Genomic DNA, 21,486 nt, shown 5'->3' on the forward strand with positions numbered 1-21,486 from the left:
AGGTAAGGATGTGCTAAATATGATCAAACCGTTCGTTCCTCAGCTTGTGTATATTGAACCTCGGGCGCTAGAGTACCCATTAGGACAAGAGCTGAAAGAAAAATTTGAAGGTATGGGAATTGAAATTAGAGAAACAACCTCACACAACCAAGTGAGAAATATTCCGGGGAAAAATGATTTACAAAAGTACCGTAATGCAAAATCGACGCTCGTTATCGGCGTGAGAAAAACCTTGAAATTTGATACATCTAAACCATCTGCAGAGTATGCCATTCCGTTTGCGACAGGATGCATGGGGCATTGCCATTATTGCTACCTGCAAACGACGATGGGGAGTAAGCCGTATATTCGTACGTACGTCAATGTAGAAGAGATCTTAGATCAGGCTGAACAGTACATGAACGAGCGTGCCCCTGATATCACGCGATTTGAAGCCTCGTGTACATCTGATATCGTAGGAATTGACCATTTGACTCACACACTCAAACGAGCGATTGAATACTTTGGTCAAACCGATCTTGGCAAACTACGCTTTGTTACGAAATTTCATCATGTAGACCATTTGTTAGACGCAAAACACAATGGGCGAACAAGATTCCGCTTTAGTATCAATGCCGATTATGTCATTAAATATTTCGAACCTGGAACATCACCACTCGATCAGCGGATTGAAGCGGCTGTAAAGGTAGCAAAAGCAGGCTATCCACTGGGCTTTATTATTGCCCCTATTTACATTCATGAAGGGTGGCAAGAGGGCTATAAAGTCCTATTTGAAAAACTCGATGCAGCTCTCCCTGAAGAAGTGAGACAAGATATCACCTTTGAAATGATTCAGCACCGTTTTACAAAACCGGCGAAGCGTGTCATCCAAAAAAACTATCCAAAAACAAAACTAGAACTAGATGAAGAAAAGAGAAGATATAAGTGGGGTAGATACGGAATTGGAAAATATATCTATCAAAAAGATGAAGAACAAGAACTTAGGCAGACATTAGAATCATATATCGAACAGTACTTTCCGTCTGCAAAAATTGAATATTTTACTTAAAACAAGTCATTATGGCTTGTTTTTTCTATTTAAATTTTCTTACAACTATTGAATGCGGTACCAATTTTGCCGATATACACATTAAGATGCGAAAGTAGGATGTAGGGGTGATGAGATGTTTAAGAAACTTCAAGTGAGAATAGCTGTTTTCATCTCAGTTATTTTAATTTTAACCGTTGTCGCAGTTCAAGTGGGTTCCAATTTAGTATTAAGACCACTGATTGAACGAGATGCGAAAACAACGACAGCAGCAACGGCAGAAAGCATGAGAGACATCATAGCACTAAAGCTTGAGAATTACGGTGATACGATTAACCAATTGGCAACAAGTACACTTACTGAAGATTTTGCACAGAAACAAACAAAGCAGACATTGGCATTTGAAAACGATGAATTAAAAGGATTGCAGGAGCAGGATGAACTCATCTCGCTTGCCTATATAGGAACAAGTGATGGTAAAATGTTCGCTTTCCCGGAGTCCGATTTTGGTGAAGGGTATGATCCGTCTAAACGAGACTGGTATATTCAAGCGGCTGAAAAGCCTGACGAAGTCCTATGGACAGATCCGTACATTGATAAAGCAACAAGTGAAATGGTCGTTTCAGCCACGAAGGCGATCGTACGAAATGGGAAAGTAGTCGGTGTCGCTGGACTTGACTTGAAACTGGCTTCCATTCAGTCCTTTATAAATGAACAAAAGATTCCTTATATGGGAACGGCTTTCTTAGTTGACGGCACAGGGACCATTTTGGCACATCCAACAGAGCAAGGAAAAAATATCTCAAAAGTCGCTTCTGTGAAAAAAGCGATTGATAACTCGGGTATTGATGATGATAAACAGCTGACCGTCATCTCAAAAATTAAAGAGGCCAACTGGACGATTGGTGTGAGCTTCGAGAAAAAGAAACTTCTTTGGATCACTGAACAAATGAATCAGACAAGTATCATTATTTCTGTCATTGCCATTATACTTGCCATGATTCTAAGCTACTTATTGGCTAGAAGCATTACAACACCAATTAAACGCCTCATCGAGCATGTTCGTAAAGTGTCTGAAGGCGATTTAACCAGCTCGCTTGAGTCGAAGTCTCAGGATGAGATAGGTTTCCTGACGAAAAGCTTTAATCAAATGACTGAAGGCATCAGGGACTTAATTGAAAAAGTGAAAGAGTCTTCAGATCAGGTTGTGAAATCAACGGATGAAGTGACCCAAATTTCAAACGAGACCTTGCTATCTAGTGAACAGATTGCAACGGCTATTCAAGAGGTCGCTGTAGGAGCGACGAAACAAGCATCAGAAGCGGAAACCATTAATGAAAAATCAGAGCATTTGTATGAAAAAGTTCGTCATATGGGTGAGCTTGCCACGCAAATGCAAACCAATTCAAAATCATCGGAAGATGCAAGCTATAGAGGACTTGATGCTCTTGGTCTGCTCGTCCAAAAATCAACACAAGCGAATGAAGAATCGAAGAAGGTAGAGCAAATGCTGCTTGACCTTGAGCATAAAACAAAAAATATTGAAAACGTCGTAACAGCGATTTCTGAAATCTCAGATCAAACGAATTTACTCGCACTGAATGCAAGTATTGAAGCAGCGAGAGCAGGAGAAAGCGGAAGAGGATTTGCTGTTGTTGCAGAAGAAGTCAGAAAGCTGGCTGAACAATCTGCGGAATCAACGAAACATATTAGTGAAACCGTAAAACTCATTCAAGATGAATCGAAAAAGGCAGCTGAAGCGATGACAGCAGCAAGCAAAATGAATGAAGAACAAGGTGATGCCATCAATTCAACAGGAGAGGCACTCAGCAGTATCACAATGGAAATGCAGGCACTTGTCGGCTCCATTGACAGCATTCATACACAAATCAATGAAATGACTGAAGAACAGCAGAAAATGAATGATTCCATTCAAAGTATTGCGGCCATTTCACAAGAATCTGCCGCTTCAGCTGAGGAAGTACATGCTTCGACAGACGAACAAGTACAAGCTTTAGAAAGAACGAAAACATCAACAGAAATGTTGAACGAATCAAGTCAGGCACTGCGTCAGGCAGTCAATCGGTTTAAACTATAATCTTGCAGAAAAGAACCTTGCCATGTGAGCAAGGTTCTTTTTGTATGATAAAATATGAACAGAGGAGGGTGCCAACATGCATGTTAATCTATCTGGCAAAAAAGCATTGGTCGCAGCAAGCAGTCAAGGTATCGGTAAAGCCATTGCCTTTCATCTTGCAAAAGAGGGAGCAGACGTGATGCTCTCGGGAAGACATGAGCACACGCTGCAAGAAGCGGTCAAAGAATTATCCCCGCTTGTAAAAGGGAAGCTGACTTATCAAGTATGTGATGTATCTGACGCCGAGCAAATTAAAGCGCTTGTCGTCGCAGCAGCAGGTGATGAAAAACGTCTTGATATACTCGTGAACAATACAGGCGGTCCTCAAACAGGAACACTTGAAACCTTAACAGATGAAGATTGGATGGAATCATTTCAGCTTCATTTACTCAGCTATATTCGGTTATTAAAAGAAGCCATGCCGTATTTAAAAAAACAAGGTGCACGCGTGTTAAATATTGCATCTATGTCGGTCAAAGAACCGATCCCAGGCTTGATGCTGTCGAATACATTTAGACCAGCCATTACCGGCTGGACAAAAACAGCTGCCCAGGAGCTTGCCAAAGATGGCATTTTGATCAATACCTTAGCCCCTGGGAAAATTGAAACAGAGCGCGTGAAACAGTTGGACAAACACCGTGCACAAGAGGAGCAACAATCGGTTGAAGAGATCAAAGCACAAGCTGAACGTATGATTCCGCTGGGCCGTTACGGACAGCCAGAGGAATTTGCAGCATATGCGGCTTTTCTTTTATCTGAAGCCAATACATATATGACAGGTCAAACCCTCATCATTGATGGTGGATTGACAAAGTCTCTATAAGGAGGAATTCTTGATGGCACAAATCAAAACAGTTGGTTTTATTGGAATTGGTGTAATGGGACGTAGTATGGCAGGGCACTTAATGAATGCTGGCTACGAAGTTCTCGTTTATACAAGAACAAAAGCAAAGGCAGACACATTGATTCAAAAAGGTGCTCTTTGGAAATCGACCGTAAAGGAGATCGCAAAGGAGGCAGATGCCGTCATCACAATGGTCGGGTATCCATCAGATGTAGAAGAAGTCTATTTAGGAGAAGATGGACTCGTGGCACATGCTGCGCCTGGTACATACCTCATTGATATGACCACATCGAAACCTCAGCTAGCAAAAGAAATTGAAGCGAAAGCGAAGGAAAAAGGACTATTTGCATTAGATGCGCCGGTCTCTGGCGGAGACGTAGGAGCCAAAAATGGCACGCTTGCCATTATGATTGGCGGAGAAAAAGCAGCCTATGAAGCGTGCCTGCCGCTATTTCAGCAAATGGGAGAAAATATTCAATATCAAGGACCTGCAGGAAGTGGTCAGCATACAAAAATGTGTAACCAAATTGCTATCGCAGCAGGGATGGTAGGTGTGGCTGAGGCAATGGCCTATGCTGAAAAATCAGGACTTGATCCAGAGCAGGTACTTAAAAGCATCACAACAGGAGCAGCCGGCAGCTGGTCTTTGTCAAACCTTGCGCCAAGAATGCTGAAAGGTGATTTCGAGCCAGGATTTTATGTGAAGCATTTTATCAAGGATATGGGCATTGCACTTGAAGAGGCAGAGCTGATGGGAGAAAAGATGCCAGGCCTTTCACTAGCGAAGTCATTATATGAAAAGCTCAGTGAACAGGGCGAAGAAAACAGCGGAACACAAAGCATCTATAAATTATGGGTGAAATAAAAAAACTGCCCCGCCTAGGTGGAACAGTTTGTAGCGTGTAAACAAGCCCTCACATTACTGAAAAAAGAAGACAAACTAAAAACCTGTCCCAAATAGAGACAGGTTTTTTTGATCTTATTTTCCGATGAATTGCTGCGTCCAGTAGTTACCAGATTTCACATAACCTACACCGATATGTGTATAGTTTTTGTTTAAAATGTTCGCTCTATGACCTTCACTGTTCATCCAAGCTGTTACTACTTCTTGAGGTGATCTTTGACCTTGCGCAATGTTTTCACCTGCTGTTTTGTATGTGATACCAAATTGCTTCATTTGATCAAATGGAGATCCGTAAGTTGGGCTTGTATGAGAGAAATAGTTTTTATCTTTCATATCTTGTGATTTAGCGCGAGCAGATTTGCTTAATTTAGAATCAACAGAAAGAGCTTTTAAGCCTTGTTTTGCACGCTCTTTATTTGTCAGTTCAACCACTTCTTGTTCAAATGCATTTAAGCTGCTGTCTGCTTTTGTTGCAGTTGTGTCTTTTTGATCAGATTTTGAGCTGTTGTTCGTTGTGTTTTCTTTTGCTGGTGTGCTTGGTTTAGAAGTAGCTGGTTTTTTCACTGATTCTTGTTTTTGCTCATTTTTTGCTTTGTTTACTTCTTTCACCACTTTTGTTCCAGTAACAGGTTGACCACTTTTGATCAGCTTGTTTAATAGAGCTTCGATCTCTTTTTGATTTGAAGTGCTTAGCTTGTTTACATCTGAAGAGATATGTAATTTTGCAGCTAATGTATGAAGATCAATGGCTTGATGCTGTACGTTTATGACTTGTTTCAGGTTAAGCTCTTTCGCATCAGCTGAATGCCCTCCAGTGAACGTGATCAATGCAGCAGCTGTCAGCGCTGAAAAAATGAATGATTTCTTTTTCATTTTGTAACTCCTCCTAAAATCTTTGTTTTGTTTTCTCACAGAAAATCATAACATGGACTTTTTGTTATAAACGTACCAGCATCCTCCATTGACAACGCCCATTTGTCATTTTTGTTAAAGTCATAGAAAGAATCTCCTTATATCAATGAATGGAGAATCTTTCTATTTAAAGAAAACGACATAAACATACCAATATTTTAAAGTGTTAGTATATTTTTTTGCAGAATAGGGATTGACAGCTTTTTTTCACTTGTTTCGCTGTAACAACTATTACAAAAGTGTTACAATAATGAGTGGTAATTGTAAAAGATTGAAAGGATGAGAGGAGCTACATAAGTGGGAGAGAAACAGCATCAAGGTGCTGCCGAGCAGAAAAAAATGAAGCGCCGGAACGCCTGGAGAATTAATCTCTTTTTCTTCGCTGTATTTAGTTTATTTGCTGGACTTGTCATCAAGCTCGGCGTGCTGCAAATCGTCAATGGTGAGGATTATAAAAAGCAAGCCAACCGAACTGAAGTCAAAACAGCATCATACCCGTCTCCAAGAGGAAAAATGTATGACGCGAGAGGAAGGGTCGTTGTTGATAACGAAAGTGTACCTGCCATCGTTTATACATCAGAAAGCGGTGTGAAAGCGGAGGATAAGATTAAAGTAGCAAGAAAACTTGCGACTTATATAAAAATGGATACAGATTTTTTGAGAGAGCGTGACATTCGAGATTTTTGGCTGGCAAGCCACCCGGAAGAAGCGGATAAGCTCATTTCAAAAGCAGAGCAAAAGAATCTTAAATCAAAAGATGTCTATCCACTTCAAGTAGAGCGTGTGCCTAAGAAAGAAGTCAAGGCGATCGAAAAAGATGCAGAGGAAAAAGCAGTTGCAGCGATCTATCGCAGGTTTACAGGCGGATATGCCTTTGAACCTCAAATCGTGAAAGCGATGGACCCGAACGAAGAGAAAAAAGGGGACGAAAAAGTTGCGCTGCTTGATGAAACAAAAGAATCAAAACAGACATCATCCGTAAGTTTGACATACGAAGAGATCTCACTTGTATCAGAGCATCTTGATGAACTGCCTGGTGTAAATGTCATCAATGACTGGACAAGGAAATATCCGTATGAAAAAACCCTTTATAATGTCCTTGGCGGTGTCACCACCCCAGAGCAAGGCATTATAAAAGAGCGTGAAGATTACTATATGGCAAGAGGTTACTCGCGAAATGACCGAGTAGGAAAAAGTTATTTAGAATATCAATATGAGGATTTTCTCAATCCAGAAAAAGCAACTGTTCAATATACACAGGTCGGCGGAAAACTGCTTGATGAAATCAAGCGGACAGAAGGACGAAGAGGACTTGACCTTGCACTCACATTTGATATGGAGCTGCAAAAGGAAGTCGACAAAATCGTTGAATCAGAGCTAAGATCCGCTAGTGCAAGAAACTATATGATGGACCGTGCCTTTGTTGTGATGATGGACCCTAACACAGGTGATGTTCTTGCGATGTCAGGGAAGAAAATGGACGGCAGGGACGTCACAGATTATGCGATCGGAACATTTACGACACAGTATGAAATGGGCTCTGTTGTCAAAGGAGCTACTGTCCTCTCTGGTTATCAAGATGGCATGTCACACAACCAATCCTATATGGATACACCGCTGTATTTTGCGGGAAGTGGAGGAAAGCCTAAACAGTCTTACAAAGTTCTTGGATGGGTTAACGACCTTCAGGCACTCCAAAAAAGTTCCAACGTTTACATGTTCCAAGTGGCGATGAGAATGGCAGGGATCACCTATCAAAAGGACGGCCCGTTACCAGCAAGACCTGAACACTTACAAAAAATGAGAAACTACTATGCGCAATTCGGTCTTGGCGTGAAAACAGGCATCGACTTGCCGCAGGAATCAAGCGGAATGCAGACGCATCCTCAGACAGTCGGCGGACTCTTGCTTGATGAAGCGATTGGTCAGTATGACACGTATACACCACTTCAAGTCGCACAATACATGTCGACCATCGCAAATGGAGGTAACCGTATTCAGCCAAGAGTGGTGAAAAGTGTTCACTTTCCAACGAATAAGGAAGAAGTAGGTCCTGTTGTGAAGAAATATGAGCCAAAGGTGCTGAACACCATTAACAACTCGAAAGCAGATATCGACCGCGTCAAAATGGGACTAAAAATGGTCACATCAACAGGCGGGACTGCCGCTGGCCGGTTCGGTCAGCATGATGTCGCAGGGAAAACGGGTACAGCCCAAACCTTCTACTATGGTGCCAACCGGAGCTGGTGGGGGAATGCCACGTACAACTTAACCTTTGGAGGATATTATCCTTCTTCCAATCCGAAAGTGGCATTTAGTGTCGTCACACCGTATGTATCAGATAAAGATCCTGTCATTAAAACCATTCCAAGTAAAATTGTTGATAAGTACGTTGAATTACAAAAGAAATATGAAAAGCAATAAACAGCAGGGAGCACAGCAAGAGAAAGTGCTCCCTTTTTGCTGAAAATATGGACGTTTCACAAGAGATTGGGAGGAAAATACGGTTTTTCTAGCGAATCCTTTTTATACATCAAACTAAGGACAGCCCTAAAAAAATTAAAGGAGGGTCGGACGACGATGGAACAAAAAATGAAAGATTCGAATCAGCTGTACTCGAATATTGATTTACATGCCGTTCTTTCTTCTAATGGCCGCTTTCTCTACATTTCTTCCAATTGTAAGCAGCTTTTGCTCTATGAACAAAAGGATTTACTAGGGTGTTTTTTGAAAGACTTTGTTCATACCGAAGATCAATTTCTCGTCGAAAGTTATTTCTATAATCAGCACATGCTAGAGATTTGCCACTTTAGACTGCTTAGAAGTGATCTTACAGCTGTATGGGTAGAAGCAAGCATTGATTTTGTTGCTTGTGATGGGTTAGACAACGATTTGAGTAGAGAAATGATCCTGAAAATGAGGGTAATGAATACAGAGCCTCAAAAAGCAGCATTTCAACCAACAGAGGTGTCAGAACAGTCGTTAGGCAGTCTACCGGCTTTCCAAGATGTCAGTGAAGCTGAAAATCTGATTGCCATGCTGCCAAATCCGTTATGTATTACGGCGCTTGGGAAAATTGTGTATGCCAACGATGCGATGCTGCAATTAATGGGTGTATGTACAAAAGATGAAATGATCGGCAAGTCTGCGTTTGATTTTATTGCCGAGGAGTACCATGACATTGTGAGAAGCCGAATCAAAAGACTGCAGCAAGGCCTTCCAGTCGGAATGATTGAACAAATATGGAAAAGGAAAGACGGGAGCATGATTCATATTGAAGTGAAGTCATCTCCGGCAATTTATCAAAATCAACGGGCAGAACTTTTACTATTAGTGGATATCTCTTCCCGTAAAAAATTTCAAACCGTTCTTCAAAAAAGTAGAGAGCGGTATCAGCTGCTTATCCAAAATTCCATTGATACCATCGCCGTCATCCACGATCATAAATGGGTATTTATGAATGAATCAGGTATTAAATTATTTGAAGCCGAACATTACGATAAATTAATCGGAAAAGATATCTTTCATCAAATCCATTCATGTGATCAGCAAAAAGTCAAAAAGAGCATATCACGTATTATCGAAAGAGCATCAGATTCTGAGATTGTGACGATGAGCTGCCATACGTTTAAACACCGGTTGATTTATACAGAAATGGTTTGTATCCCTACCACATTTTTTGGTGAAACAGCCGTTCAAATTATTTTAAGAGATATATCTGAACGAAAACAAACAGAAGAACTCATGCTGCGCTCTGAAAAATTATCAATCGCAGGTCAATTGGCAGCAGGCATTGCACATGAAATAAGGAATCCACTGACGGCGATTAAGGGCTTTTTACAGCTCATTAAACCAAAAACAAAAGACCGTGATCAATATTTTGAAATTGTCTTCTCTGAGCTGAGCCGGATTGAAATCATCTTAAGTGAGCTACTAATGCTTGCAAAGCCGCAGCAAACGGCATCCATGCAGACGCTTGATTTGAAAAAAATCATTAGCGAAGTCACCGCTCTGCTAGAAACACAGGCCAACTTAAATGGAATTTTGATGAACACAAGTGATATTGAGGAGGATCTCCTGATGAATGGGGATCAAAACCAGCTGAAGCAGGTGTTTATCAATTTAATCAAAAATGCCGTCGAATCCATGCCGGACGGAGGGAAGGTAGACATTACTGCCAAAGCCGAAAAAGAAGGGATACTTGTCACGATTAGAGATGAAGGAATTGGTATTCCTGAATCGGTCATGAAGCGGATCGGCGAACCTTTTTTAACGACAAAAGAAAAGGGAACAGGGCTTGGGCTCATGGTGACATTTAATATTTTAGAAAATCACAACGGAACCATCCGGGTAGATAGCCATCCAGAGAAAGGGACTGTGTTTCACATCATGTTTCCCGCAAAATAAAAACAACGGCAAGAGAGCCGTTGTTTCATCCGTCTATTGATTGTATGGAACGCTTTTCAAGTACAAATTGTTCGAGACGGTCAAGTCCTTCTTTTAACGTTTCAAGTGAATATGCATAGGAAAGGCGCACAAATCCTTCTCCGAGTGAAGAGAAAGCAGAACCAGGTACGACCGCAAGTCTTGTACTTTCTAACAATTCCATGCAAAAATCAAATGAACTCATCCCAAACGATTCAATGGAAGGGAAAATATAAAAAGCGCCGGAAGGCTTAATGACCGGAAGCCCCATAGAAATGAGTCGATCATATACATAGTCGAGTCTTTTCTTATATTGCTCTCTCATGATTAGTGCATCATCCACACCGTTTGTCACTGCTTCAAGTGCCGCCTTTTGTGAGATAGCCGAGGCACAAGACACGTTATATTGATGTACTTTTAATACATGTTTAGCAATAGGAGCGGAAGCAAATAAAAAGCCGATTCTCCATCCGGTCATGCTATGAGATTTTGACAGTCCATTGATGACAATCGTCTGTTCCTTTAAGAAAGAAGCAATGGAATGATGTGGACGATCAAATGTCAGCTCACTATAAATTTCATCAGATAGAATAAAAATATCCTTTCCTTCAAGAAGCTGTGCAATTTCTTTCAATTCTTCTTCTAATAGCGTGACCCCAGTTGGATTTGAAGGGTATGGAAGGACAACACACTTTGTCTTTTCCGTTAATGCATCTTCAATCAGCTTGGCATTTAATTTAAAACCGGCATTTGTTGTGTCAATATGCACGGGCACCGCACCGCACATCCGAATGATCGGTTCATAGCCAGGGTACACAGGGCCGGGCAGGATGACCTCATCGCCTTCAGTCAAAATGGTTCGAAACGCAGCATCAATTGCTTGACTCGCACCTGTTGTCACAATGATTTCTGTCTCTGCATCATAATCAAGATGGACTTTCTTTTTGATGTATTGCTGGATCGCTTGTCTTAGCTCTAAAAACCCAGCGTTATGAGTATACGAGGTGAAATTCTCGTCAATGGCTGTTTTGGCAGCTGTTTTGACATGATGCGGCGTATAAAAATCGGGCTGACCTATGGTCAATGAAACGACATCCTCATATGAAGATACGAGATTTGAAAATGTTCGAATGCCTGAAATTTCAATATCCTTTACTCTTGGATTCAGCAAATGCTCCATTTCTCATCACCTTAAAAATTTATGTTTTTATCCTATTTTACCATTCACTGCATAAATGTCACCTGCGGAAAGGCTTCGGATATCGTTATATGTAGTCTATTCTCCTATCCATCACAGCATGAGTGATAGATGAAGAAAGAGCAACATTTATTATAGCGTAACCTGCTCGGAAAATACAGCTCTGCTTAAGATGATTAGAATAAGGCAAAACGGTATAAACTGAAAGAACGAGAGAATCAAGTCATGGGAATTGCTTTCACAGGCATACGATCTCCTGAAGGAGGACGATAATAGATGGATCAATCAGCAAAGACATCGAAAATAGCCTTTTTATCCGTCATGAGTAATACGTTTGTTGTGGTCCTTAAAATCATTGTAGGGGTGTTAACTGGATCTGTTGCGGTTTTATCAGAAGCCATTCACTCTTTTCTCGATTTAATGGCCTCTTTTATTGCATTTATCTCTGTTCGTATTTCAAGAAAGCCGGCAGATTCAAAACATCCTTATGGACATGGGAAAGTTGAGAATATTTCTGGAACGATTGAAACTTTGTTGATTTTTGTTGCTGGGATTTGGATCATTTATGAATGTGTTCATAAATTAATGCATCCAGAGCCTGTTAAACTGCCGGTACTTGGTATTGTGGTCATGCTGATCGGCGCACTTATCAATTTTGTTGTGTCAAGAGTTGTGAACAAAGAGGCAGAGCGAGTACATTCTGTTGCCATGAAATCGAATGCACTGCATCTTTTAACAGATGTGTTTACGTCACTAGGGGTTGCCATTAGTTTATTGCTTGTTGCATTAACGGACTGGTATTTCCTCGATCCGATTATTGGAATGGTGCTAGCGCTCTATATTATGCGTGAAGCATTTAAACTCATGAAGGAAGCCTTCCCGCCGCTTGTCGACGCCCGGTTAACCCCGGAAGAAGAACAAGCGATAGAGGCCATCATTCAAACATTCAGCCAAGAATTCATTGAATATCATGACTTTCGAACAAGACGATCCGGTGCTGAAGAATATATTGATTTTCATTTGATTGTTCATGGAAAAACAACCATTGAAGATGTTCACCAATTATGTGATCGAATTGAAGAGAACATTCAGCAGGCGTTTCCGCATGCACAAATCTTTATTCATGTAGAACCTGAAAGTGAAAGAAACACACAAACGTAAAAAGGCGATACCACCTCTTTGAAGGTTGTATCGCCTTTTTTTACGCTTCATCTATGAAATGAAATCAATATCCATAAGCAGTATCGTAATCTTCATACCAAGAGATATAAGCAGCATCTTCATTTGATAAACCATGTTTCATATCTAAAAAATCAGCTTCGCAAATATCTTCAATCACAGTCATTTCGTTGTTCTTTAATAGTACGACAGTTCCCATCATGAACACCTTTCTTTAAAAAATCCTTGACTATTGTACCATGTGAAACGTGATTGTCAACAGAAGAATCGAAATGAGAGGAAAATATCACAAAATGTTAAAAAATCAGGCGTTGAAAGAACTAGATGTGCCATAATTTTCGTGAATTTTCAGTATTTATTCACATAAATCATCATTTAAAAATGATCTAAAATTCATGTAAAAATGTAAAGCTCCATTGATCTTGCGATATTCATAAGATATAATAACGAATGATTATAAGAAATTTATAGAAAACATACATAATAAAGGAGAAATAGGATGGAAACAAACATGTCAGAAGCACCTATTCAAGAAGAAAAACATCCTGAACTAGCTGGAGTAGGTTACCGTTTTCTTGCTCATCTTTTAGACGGTGTCATTATTAGTGTACCATTTTCAATCATTGTATTTATTCTCGCAACACTCTTTTTTGTCTCAAGCCCTGAGGCGGCATTTTTAATGTATGATGATAGCTATTACTATTCTTCAACGGTGATCACGGATGAAGAATGGGCAGTCATTGTGGGCCTTCTCTTTTTCTATGGCGTAACGACCTTAATCGGTATCGCGGTGACTTGGCTCTATTATGCGATCATGGAATCATCAAAGTTGCAAGGAACTCTTGGCAAGATGGCTCTTGGCATCAAAGTGACAAAAGTAACGGGTGGAAAAATAACATTCGGGCGCGCGACAGGCCGCTTTTTTGCAAAAGGCTTTTTGTCTCCAATCTTATTCATTGGCTACATCATTGCGTTTTTCACAGAAAAAAAACAAGCACTTCACGACTTGATTGCAAGTACCATTGTCGTAAAGAAATAATGAAAAGAAGCACCTCTGCTAAATAGTACGGGGTGCTTTTTGTATAGATTGCTTGTATGGAAGAGGGAAACGTCACATAAAGTAGAATGATAGTGAAAATAAAGCAGAGAAGGGAGTCAATCTATTGAAAAGAGGGAAAATGACCGTTCAGAAAAAAGGGGCAAGCTTCGGGCTCTTTTTCACAGCACCTGTTTTGGCCTGGGCATTGTATGATTTTGCAAATACGATATTTTCATCGAATATGATCACCATTTTCTTCCCATTTTACTTGCAGGAGACGATAGGCGACAGTGCGAGGATGGATCAAATCGCCAGCACATTTATTTCTTATGCGAACGCACTTGCAAGCTTTTTCCTCGTCATTTTTACGCCTTTATATGGTGTGCTGATTGATCGTACAGGGAAAAAGAAGCGGTATATCACGGTGTTTACCCTGATTTGTATTGCCTGTACCTTTATGATGGGGATCTTTGCTGGGATTGATTTCTCAAGCGAATGGTTTGGTCTTCCTGTCTCCTTATTGGTGGTGGTTACCTTGTTCGTCATCGCCAAATTTTTCTATCACTCTAGTCTTGTTTTTTATGACACCATTTTGCCCGATCTTGGGACAAAGGATGAAATCCCCCTCATTTCTGGATTCGGTATTGCTGTCGGCTATTTAGGTACACTTGTCGGCCTTTCTGTTTATTTACTTGTAGGAAATGACCAGTTTCATGAAGCATTTATTCCGACAGCCCTTTTATTCTTTCTCTTTTTTCTGCCCTTTCTCTTTATTATAAAAGATCCTCAACCTCTCCCGCAGCAAGAGAAAAAGTCGTCTTTTTTCAGCGGGTATAAAGAGATTATTCGTACATTTAAAGAAATGAAGCAGTACAAACCGGCCTTTATTTTTATGATCGCTTTCTTTTTTATGAATGATGCGTTGCAGACAGCGATTGCTATGATGGCTGTTTATGCAAAAATTATCATTGGTTTTACGGCAGGTCAATTTATTTTGCTTTATCTTGTGTCCACGATTTCAAGTATCATTGGCTCGTTTCTATTCGGATATGTCACAAAGGCCATCGGGGCAAAGCGCTCGATTACAGTCGTGTATGTCATTTTAATTGTAGCGCTCATTCTAGCTGTGACAGCGACAACTGAATGGGTCTTCTGGGTAGCAGGCAGTTTATTCGGCATTTCACTTGGCGCAAGCTGGGGATCATCACGAATCCTCATTATTGAGCTGACGCCTAAAGAAAAACGAGGGCAATTTTTTGGTCTCTTTGCGTTTTCGGGAAAGGTGTCTTCAATTGTTGGTCCCATCATTTATGGCTCCGTCACACTGCTATTTGCAGCACATGGGAATCTCGCAAGCCGTCTTGCATTAGGGTCTTTGCTCATCCTTGCAGCCATAGGACTTGTGATTCATCAATTCGTGCGAGAGAAAGCGTAAAGAAACGTCAACTTTTTACCCATGCTGCCGATATAAAAAGTACAATCTTATATTGAAGAATAGAGGGATTTCCGTGGCTTTAAACAAACAAGAAATTTTACTTGACTCTGGTACTAATGAATTGGAAATTGTGAAGTTTGAAATTGGTTCAAATCAATTCGGCATTAACGTCATGAAAGTAAGAGAAATTATTCAGCCAGTTGAGGTGACAGTTGTACCGCACTCTCACCAAGATGTAGAAGGGATGATTAGTTTACGAGGCGAGATTTTACCAGTCATCAATCTATTTTCCTTTTTTAATGTCGAGTCAGATCAGTCAGAACAAGAGAAATACATTGTGACTGAATTCAACCAACGGAAATTTGTGTTCCATACAGGAACGGTATCACAAATTCACCGCGTCAGCTGGGAAGAGATTGAAAAACCAACTGCACTCAATCAAGGAATGGACCGTCATTTAACAGGGATCATCAAGCTTGACGAGAAAATGATTTTCCTTCCAGATTACGAAAAAATCATCTATGATATTGAATCCGCATCTGGCGTAGACACATATCATATGTTTGACGGTGAGAAAGACGAGCGAAGAACAGGGAAGAAGCTGTATGTTGTTGAAGATTCTCCGCTTCTCATGCGCTTATTAACAAATGAATTAACCGAGGCAGGCTATAAAAACATTGTGACCTTTGAAGATGGAAAACAAGCATATGACCATGTCATGGATCTTGTCAGTAAAGGCATCAGTGTGACAGAAGAAATTGATATGATTATTACAGATATAGAAATGCCAAAAATGGATGGACATCGATTAACAAAGCTGCTGAAGGACAACCCTTTAACGCAGTCCATTCCAATTCTCATTTTCTCTTCATTAATTACGGACGATCTGCGTCATAAAGGGGAAACCATCGGTGCAGATGATCAAATTAGTAAACCAGAAATTCATCAGCTGATTGAAAAAGTAGATCATTTTATTATCTAAAGAAAAAAACCACTCGCTTTGAGTGGTTTTTTCTGTTTAAAAATAACTTTCCCCGAGCCGTTTGAAGACGGGTTTTGTATAATGTGATTTTTGTTTTGTGGCGGCAGGTTTTTCTTTTAAACCGACATACGTTTGAAGTATTTGTTTTGCTCGATTTAATGACATATTCGCTTTCGGATTGCGATATGATTGATTTAAATTTCCTAAGTGTGGCAAAAATTCGAAGTCTTCTTTAGTTGGTGGCAGATGAAAATAATAATCTCCGATTTCAATCAGCACGTCGGACTGTTGTTGACTATATCTGGGATTGTTAGAGAAATGTAGGCCCACTTTTCTTCCTTTACCTTCTTGCAATAGTTTTTGCAGCGCACGTTTTTTCAAAAGATAAAGAAACTTGGGATTTGGTGCGGTTTTAGCATGGCGGTTAACAGTATAAATGGCTTTTGCGATGTTTTCTGCTGTAGGTTCTATGTCTTTAGTATGAGCATAATCGTCCATTTTTTCTCTCCTTTGTCTTTCGTCTTCCTGTGCTTAGTATAAATTATACGTTTTTATTAGTAAATTGCAAATAGACTTATTGTAAAAAGCAATAAGATTACATGGTTATTATTTAAAATAGCCAAAAATCATGATGTTGAAACTTTGCTGAAATTTGAAGAGGTCGACACATCTTTCTATCACTTTTATGATGAATGTCTCGCTGTTTTAGATGAAAAGCATACCATTATGTTAAATATTCAAGTGGTATGAATTGGCTGAGCATTGGTAGAAGATGCAGTAGGGGTGCATAAGTTAAAAGATCGTTTGTTTTCGATCATTAGAGGATGTAGTGAAATGTATACGAAGTGAACTATCATAACAAGATAACTACCTATTTGAATCAATGGGTAGTTTATCAATGTATAGATGGTTCATCGTGTAAAATCTACCATATGCAAGACAATCAAAGTCAAACATATGGCTTAAAAACATGGACTATTTCGTATGGCTAGAATAAGCACAGTAAAAACAGCCGTTAAAATCAGTTTCACTCGTCATTTTTTTGGCTTCATCCATGGCGCTTTCACTGTTCATGTGTAGACCAATCAACGTACGGCTTGCTGCATCACCTAAAAATGCGCAGTCTTCTGTATGTACAACGTATTGTCCTTGATCATTTTTTGTATGAATAAAATAATAGCTTTTTAGCATACCCCTCACCTCCAACCTGACTATCCTACTATAAAACTTCCAATAATGTAAAGGTTTTTTATTAAAATTGTTGCAATTTTATGCACATTCCTTTTATTTCATAAAAAGGGAAATGTGTTATAAAATATGAAGATCAAAGTCAATGAGAACAGAAAGGACGGTTTAGATTGAAAGATATTTTAACGCCTTTATTGGTCGCTTTTGTCGTTGGAGGCATTGTGTACGTGATAGATGATCGACCGATTCATCCTCTTCTTCTTTTTCTCATCTTATTTATTAGCATTTATACAGTCGATAGAATCGTTCATTTTGCTTCAATTCATTTCGATGAGCAGAAAAAATAAGCGTCGTTTGTGTTACTGCCATGAAAAAGGACTTTCTATAGAAGAAAGTCCTTTTAGCCTCATCTATTGTACTCCCTGACCTTTTAATTCACGCTGTACATCTAAGTCAGCAGCTTCTCTGCTGAACTTTGGCAGTGTAATGAAGTAAAAAAGAAAGACGAGTAAAATAATAATACCCATTCCGTAATAAATGTAAGAAACATTGGTGATGAGCTTTGGAAATAACACGGCAATTAAACCTAGCGTCATTGATTGTGCAAACATGGTGAGCGGATCAACCCACCCTGATACGCGTCCCATCAGACGAGGGTGAACAATTCTTGGGAGCCAGCCTCCAATGACAATGTTGACTGGACCAATACATGTACCAATGACAAATGATGTGACATAAAATAACCATAATGTATGGGTAGAACCAAGGACAAAAATTAAAATACCTGCAACTAGAATTGGAATCGACATGAGATATTGCATCTTAACCTTTTTCGCAAGAATAGAGCCAAGTAAGCTTCCAACTAGAAGTCCGGCACCGATCGCGATCGTAAAAAAGGATGTATGCAGTTCAAAATGGTCCGGTGAAAGACCGTATTTCATTGTAAACATCGGAAGAACGGCAAATGCGCCATTCACAAGACCAAAAACAAAAAAGCCAAAAATTAAAGAAGCCAATAATTTATTTTTTAAAATATAGAGAATGCCTTCTTTAAAATCTTTTAGAGATGTTTTAACGGTCATGCCTTTCCAGCCTGCTTGTCCATTAGGCTGACGTGCTTCAATTGGAATATTGCATGATCGAATGAGAATACCGGAAATAATAAAACTGACCAAATCAATGGTAATGGCACCGTGAAGTCCAATCGTTTTATACATAATGGCACCAATTCCAACACCAAATACCATAAACAAACTAAACAGCATCTGATTTAAACCAGCAGCTTTTGCATATTGATCTTTATTTAAAATGGCCTGAACGAGAGAGGCTTCAGCTGGATAGAAGAACTTCGTAATGGCACTTCGTATAAACAAGATCAAGAAAATAAGCGGCAGTGAATTAAAATAAATGACGATAAATAAAACGATCGTCAGCCCAGCTCGTATCCAATCACAATTCTCTGCGACTTTTTTACGATCAAAACGGTCTGCGACCACACCGACCATAAAAAAGACAAAGATCGTAGGCAGTGAATACATTAACTCTGCTAAAGTGGCGTAAGCGGGCTGATGACTAAAATGGTCGAGCAAATAAAAGGCAAACGCCATATTGCCTACTGTTGTCCCCATTTGCGAGGCAAGTGCTGCAAAAAAGAGACGAACAAAATTTCTGTTTTTAAAAATATCCATAAATACGCTCCTTAACCTGAAGATCCCACTTTCTATCATATAAAATTTTAACCATTCGTACAATTGATTTCTCCTACTGGCTAATGGTCACAGGTGTTCCATTTGGAACTATTGAAGCAAGTTCGATGACATTCTGATTGTACATGCGAATGCACCCTCTAGACACAGCTTTACCAATTGAAGACGGGTTATTCGTTCCATGGATGCCGTAATGAACTTTTGAAAGGCTCAGCCAATAGGCGCCAAAGGGACCTCCTGGGTTTGGCTGTCTGTTGACAATATAGTAAGAACCTGTCGGTGTCATGTTTAATATTCTGCCAGTTGCGATCGGGTATGAGCGCAAGAGCTGTGATCCAGAAAACAGTACGAGACGTTTCGCTGAAATTGACACAGATATGCGGTAAGGGATCGTGTTAGGATCCGGTAACCCAGGGATGATGATGATTTCATTTTGTTCTGGCTCGCGGGCTTGAAGTGACGGATTTGCAGCCTTTAAGGCATCTGTCGTTGTTCGAAAATCAAGTGCTATAGAAGCAAGTGTTTCTCCACTTTTTACCGTGTATCGCAGCACGAAAGCACACTCCTTTTACTCAAATAAAAGAAGCCATGATCCCTGCCTCACATATACTATATGGACGGGATCAGGCCCAGTAAGGTTTCTCCTAACATTTGTCATGAGAAAGATCTTTGTTTATACATATGCAGGAAAAAGTGATTTGGCTTCTCTTTACACGTGAGATGTTAAGGTGAAAAAAGTGATTTCAGGTTTGGCTAAAAACCGAAGCGGCAGTCTAGTTGTCCCAAGCCCGCGGTTGACATAGATACGGTGCTGATAGCTACCGTATAAGCCTTCGACATATGTACGCCCATAAGGTGCTGTGAGAATCGGTCCATAGAAAGGAAGCTGTATTTGACCGCCATGCGTATGCCCAGAAAGCTGCAAGTTAATAGGTGTTGTTTCAAGTTCTAGTGCGGCATCAGGCTCATGCACAAGCAATAACGTAAAGAGATCAGAAGAGACTTCTCGTTTGATGAAATGGTAATTAGGCATACTCATCATGAGATCATCTAGTGTAGCAATCTGTATGCGTCCGCCTTCTTTTTCTAAGTGAAACACTTCATTTTTACATAATGTAAAACCGCAAGCTTTCATCGTTTCCTCATATAGATCAATGCCAAATGGTCCGTAGTCATGATTTCCGCATATGGCAAACTTTCCAAACGGAGCATCAAGCTTAGACAAAGAGGCTTTGGCTTTTTCATGTTCTTTAATCGATGATTCAAAATCAACAAGATCACCTGTAAACACAATGAGATCGGGAGATGCAGCGTTGATCTTTTGGACAACAGTCTCTAAATCTTTTGCAGGGAATGTATCACTTAAATGAACGTCACTAAATTGCGCAATTTTAAACTGGTCAAAAGAAGCCGGTAGCTGAGCATCATGAATGGTGAGTGATACGGTGTCGATCATGCGCGGCTCAATGTACCGGGCATAGCCATAACCGGATGTGGTCGCCAAAAGTCCGAGAATACTCGCACCAGCTGCTCCTTTTAAAAACTGCCTACGGGAAAGTTGCTTCATATAAGACTCCTTTAAAAATAAATTTAAGTATAGCATGATTTTTGATGAATCTCCCATATGGTGTATGGAGGGGAAATCATGATATGATAGATGGATAATGAATGAATAGTCATTCAAAACCACAAAGGGGGAGAACAAATGACGAAGCAAACAGTGATTGTCACAGGGGGATCAAGCGGAATGGGAAAGGCGATGGCGACTCATTTGGCACTCGGGGGCTGGAATGTTTTGATTACTGGAAGAACAGAAGAGACCCTTGAAACAACGGCAAATGAAATCAAACAGCAAGGTGGTTCGATCGCTTATTTTCAAATGGACGTGCGAGATCCAGAAGATGCTGATCAAATGGTGAAGTTTGCAGTAGATACATTTGGTGATGTGGATGCACTCATCAATAACGCAGCAGGCAACTTTTTAGTTCCAGCAGAAAAACTGTCTCCTAACGGCTGGAAAGCGGTCATTGATATTGTGCTAAATGGCACCTTTTTTTGCAGCCATGCAGTGGGCAACTATTGGATTCGTCAAAAGAAAAGCGGAAGTATGATCAACATGGTCGCCACATATGCATGGGGGGCTGGTGTTGGTGTAGCGCATTCAGCAGCCGCAAAAGCAGGCGTACTATCACTTACCCGAACGCTTGCAGTCGAATGGGGAAAGCAATATCGCATTCGCGTAAATGCCATTGCGCCGGGGCCCATTGAAAGAACAGGTGGTGCAGATAAACTGTGGGAATCTGAAGAGGCTGCCCAAAGAACATTAGATAGTGTTCCGCTCGGTAGACTTGGCACACCAGAAGAAATTGCAGAACTTGCGAGTTTCTTATTATCTGAGCATGCATCTTATATGAATGGAGATTGTATCACGATGGATGGGGGGCAATGGCTCAACCAATCACCATTTTGAATGACCGTGTAAGACCTGCTTTTGATATGGTATAATCACA

The 21,486-nt window shown here is 40.3% G+C and carries 20 protein-coding genes; 12 read left to right on the forward strand and 8 right to left on the reverse strand.

The window, feature by feature from the left end; genetic code table 11:
* Positions 1–19: 19 nt before the first annotated feature.
* The 4 genes from splB to NST15_RS06725 all read left to right on the forward strand — a co-directional run bounded on the left by splB (position 20) and on the right by NST15_RS06725 (position 4,873).
* Positions 20–1,048, forward strand: coding sequence for a spore photoproduct lyase (gene splB, locus NST15_RS06710; protein ID WP_007498710.1), 1,029 nt, complete (start codon positions 20–22; stop codon positions 1,046–1,048).
* A gap of 115 nt (positions 1,049–1,163) precedes the next feature.
* Positions 1,164–3,125: a methyl-accepting chemotaxis protein gene (locus tag NST15_RS06715; protein ID WP_342498956.1), complete on the forward strand. Its 1,962-nt coding sequence runs from the start codon at positions 1,164–1,166 to the stop codon at positions 3,123–3,125.
* A 76-nt stretch (positions 3,126–3,201) separates the two neighbouring features.
* On the forward strand, positions 3,202–3,987 hold the full coding sequence (locus tag NST15_RS06720; protein WP_052320866.1) for an SDR family oxidoreductase: 786 nt from the start codon (positions 3,202–3,204) through the stop codon (positions 3,985–3,987).
* Positions 3,988–4,000: 13 nt separating this feature from the next.
* Complete coding sequence (locus NST15_RS06725) at positions 4,001–4,873, forward strand: NAD(P)-dependent oxidoreductase (RefSeq protein ID WP_342498957.1); 873 nt, start codon at positions 4,001–4,003, stop codon at positions 4,871–4,873.
* Between the two features lie 114 nt (positions 4,874–4,987).
* Here the strand turns inward: NST15_RS06725 and NST15_RS06730 are convergent, their stop codons facing one another.
* Positions 4,988–5,785 carry a CAP domain-containing protein gene (locus tag NST15_RS06730; RefSeq protein WP_017359431.1) on the reverse strand — a complete coding sequence of 266 codons (798 nt, stop codon included), beginning with the start codon at positions 5,783–5,785 and terminating at the stop codon, positions 4,988–4,990.
* A 336-nt stretch (positions 5,786–6,121) separates the two neighbouring features.
* On the opposite strand from NST15_RS06730, the gene NST15_RS06735 reads away from it, so the two are divergent.
* Positions 6,122–8,248, forward strand: coding sequence for a penicillin-binding protein 2 (locus NST15_RS06735; RefSeq protein WP_342498958.1), 2,127 nt, complete (start codon positions 6,122–6,124; stop codon positions 8,246–8,248).
* Positions 8,249–8,404: 156 nt separating this feature from the next.
* A complete protein-coding gene (locus NST15_RS06740) occupies positions 8,405–10,231 on the forward strand; it encodes a PAS domain-containing sensor histidine kinase (RefSeq protein ID WP_046343410.1) in 1,827 nt (608 codons plus the stop codon).
* Between the two features lie 25 nt (positions 10,232–10,256).
* On the opposite strand, the gene NST15_RS06745 is transcribed toward NST15_RS06740, so the two are convergent.
* Complete coding sequence (locus NST15_RS06745; RefSeq protein WP_046343412.1) at positions 10,257–11,429, reverse strand: aminotransferase A; 1,173 nt, start codon at positions 11,427–11,429, stop codon at positions 10,257–10,259.
* Positions 11,430–11,723: 294 nt separating this feature from the next.
* Here NST15_RS06745 and NST15_RS06750 point away from each other — a divergent pair, with 294 nt between their 5' ends.
* The gene (locus NST15_RS06750) at positions 11,724–12,608 is read left to right on the forward strand and encodes a cation diffusion facilitator family transporter (protein WP_342498959.1); all 885 of its coding nucleotides are present in this window, start codon (positions 11,724–11,726) and stop codon (positions 12,606–12,608) included.
* A gap of 64 nt (positions 12,609–12,672) precedes the next feature.
* Here the strand turns inward: NST15_RS06750 and NST15_RS06755 are convergent, their stop codons facing one another.
* Complete coding sequence (locus tag NST15_RS06755; protein WP_017367142.1) at positions 12,673–12,825, reverse strand: hypothetical protein; 153 nt, start codon at positions 12,823–12,825, stop codon at positions 12,673–12,675.
* Between the two features lie 300 nt (positions 12,826–13,125).
* Between NST15_RS06755 and NST15_RS06760 the strand changes: the two genes are divergently transcribed.
* The 3 genes from NST15_RS06760 to NST15_RS06770 all read left to right on the forward strand — a co-directional run bounded on the left by NST15_RS06760 (position 13,126) and on the right by NST15_RS06770 (position 16,082).
* Entirely contained in the window at positions 13,126–13,665 is a 540-nt protein-coding gene (locus tag NST15_RS06760) for an RDD family protein (RefSeq protein ID WP_007498690.1), read from the forward strand.
* A gap of 124 nt (positions 13,666–13,789) precedes the next feature.
* Positions 13,790–15,100 carry an MFS transporter gene (locus NST15_RS06765; protein ID WP_017359426.1) on the forward strand — a complete coding sequence of 437 codons (1,311 nt, stop codon included), beginning with the start codon at positions 13,790–13,792 and terminating at the stop codon, positions 15,098–15,100.
* 73 nt (positions 15,101–15,173) lie between these two features.
* Positions 15,174–16,082 carry a chemotaxis protein gene (locus NST15_RS06770; RefSeq protein WP_008348035.1) on the forward strand — a complete coding sequence of 303 codons (909 nt, stop codon included), beginning with the start codon at positions 15,174–15,176 and terminating at the stop codon, positions 16,080–16,082.
* Positions 16,083–16,118: 36 nt separating this feature from the next.
* Here the strand turns inward: NST15_RS06770 and NST15_RS06775 are convergent, their stop codons facing one another.
* Both NST15_RS06775 and NST15_RS06780 read right to left on the reverse strand, forming a co-directional pair.
* A complete protein-coding gene (locus tag NST15_RS06775) occupies positions 16,119–16,580 on the reverse strand; it encodes a YkyB family protein (RefSeq protein ID WP_007498684.1) in 462 nt (153 codons plus the stop codon).
* 477 nt (positions 16,581–17,057) lie between these two features.
* Positions 17,058–17,273, reverse strand: coding sequence for a hypothetical protein (locus tag NST15_RS06780; protein ID WP_008348016.1), 216 nt, complete (start codon positions 17,271–17,273; stop codon positions 17,058–17,060).
* A gap of 167 nt (positions 17,274–17,440) precedes the next feature.
* On the opposite strand from NST15_RS06780, the gene NST15_RS06785 reads away from it, so the two are divergent.
* Positions 17,441–17,617, forward strand: coding sequence for a hypothetical protein (locus NST15_RS06785; RefSeq protein WP_284565062.1), 177 nt, complete (start codon positions 17,441–17,443; stop codon positions 17,615–17,617).
* 63 nt (positions 17,618–17,680) lie between these two features.
* Here the strand turns inward: NST15_RS06785 and NST15_RS06790 are convergent, their stop codons facing one another.
* From NST15_RS06790 to NST15_RS06800, 3 genes are all read right to left on the reverse strand, one after another.
* The gene (locus tag NST15_RS06790) at positions 17,681–18,958 is read right to left on the reverse strand and encodes an MFS transporter (protein ID WP_008348012.1); all 1,278 of its coding nucleotides are present in this window, start codon (positions 18,956–18,958) and stop codon (positions 17,681–17,683) included.
* 73 nt (positions 18,959–19,031) lie between these two features.
* Positions 19,032–19,529 (reverse strand): L,D-transpeptidase family protein, encoded by a 498-nt coding sequence (locus NST15_RS06795; RefSeq protein ID WP_041092399.1) that lies wholly within the window; start codon positions 19,527–19,529, stop codon positions 19,032–19,034.
* A gap of 156 nt (positions 19,530–19,685) precedes the next feature.
* Positions 19,686–20,543, reverse strand: a complete 858-nt coding sequence (locus NST15_RS06800) for a metallophosphoesterase (RefSeq protein WP_342498960.1) — start codon at positions 20,541–20,543, stop codon at positions 19,686–19,688.
* A 138-nt stretch (positions 20,544–20,681) separates the two neighbouring features.
* On the opposite strand from NST15_RS06800, the gene fadH reads away from it, so the two are divergent.
* The gene (gene fadH / locus NST15_RS06805) at positions 20,682–21,446 is read left to right on the forward strand and encodes a 2,4-dienoyl-CoA reductase (RefSeq protein ID WP_008348006.1); all 765 of its coding nucleotides are present in this window, start codon (positions 20,682–20,684) and stop codon (positions 21,444–21,446) included.
* Positions 21,447–21,486: the final 40 nt, after the last annotated feature.

The organism is Bacillus sp. FSL R5-0820, from assembly GCF_038593385.1.
Lineage (GTDB): Bacteria > Bacillota > Bacilli > Bacillales > Bacillaceae > Bacillus > Bacillus altitudinis.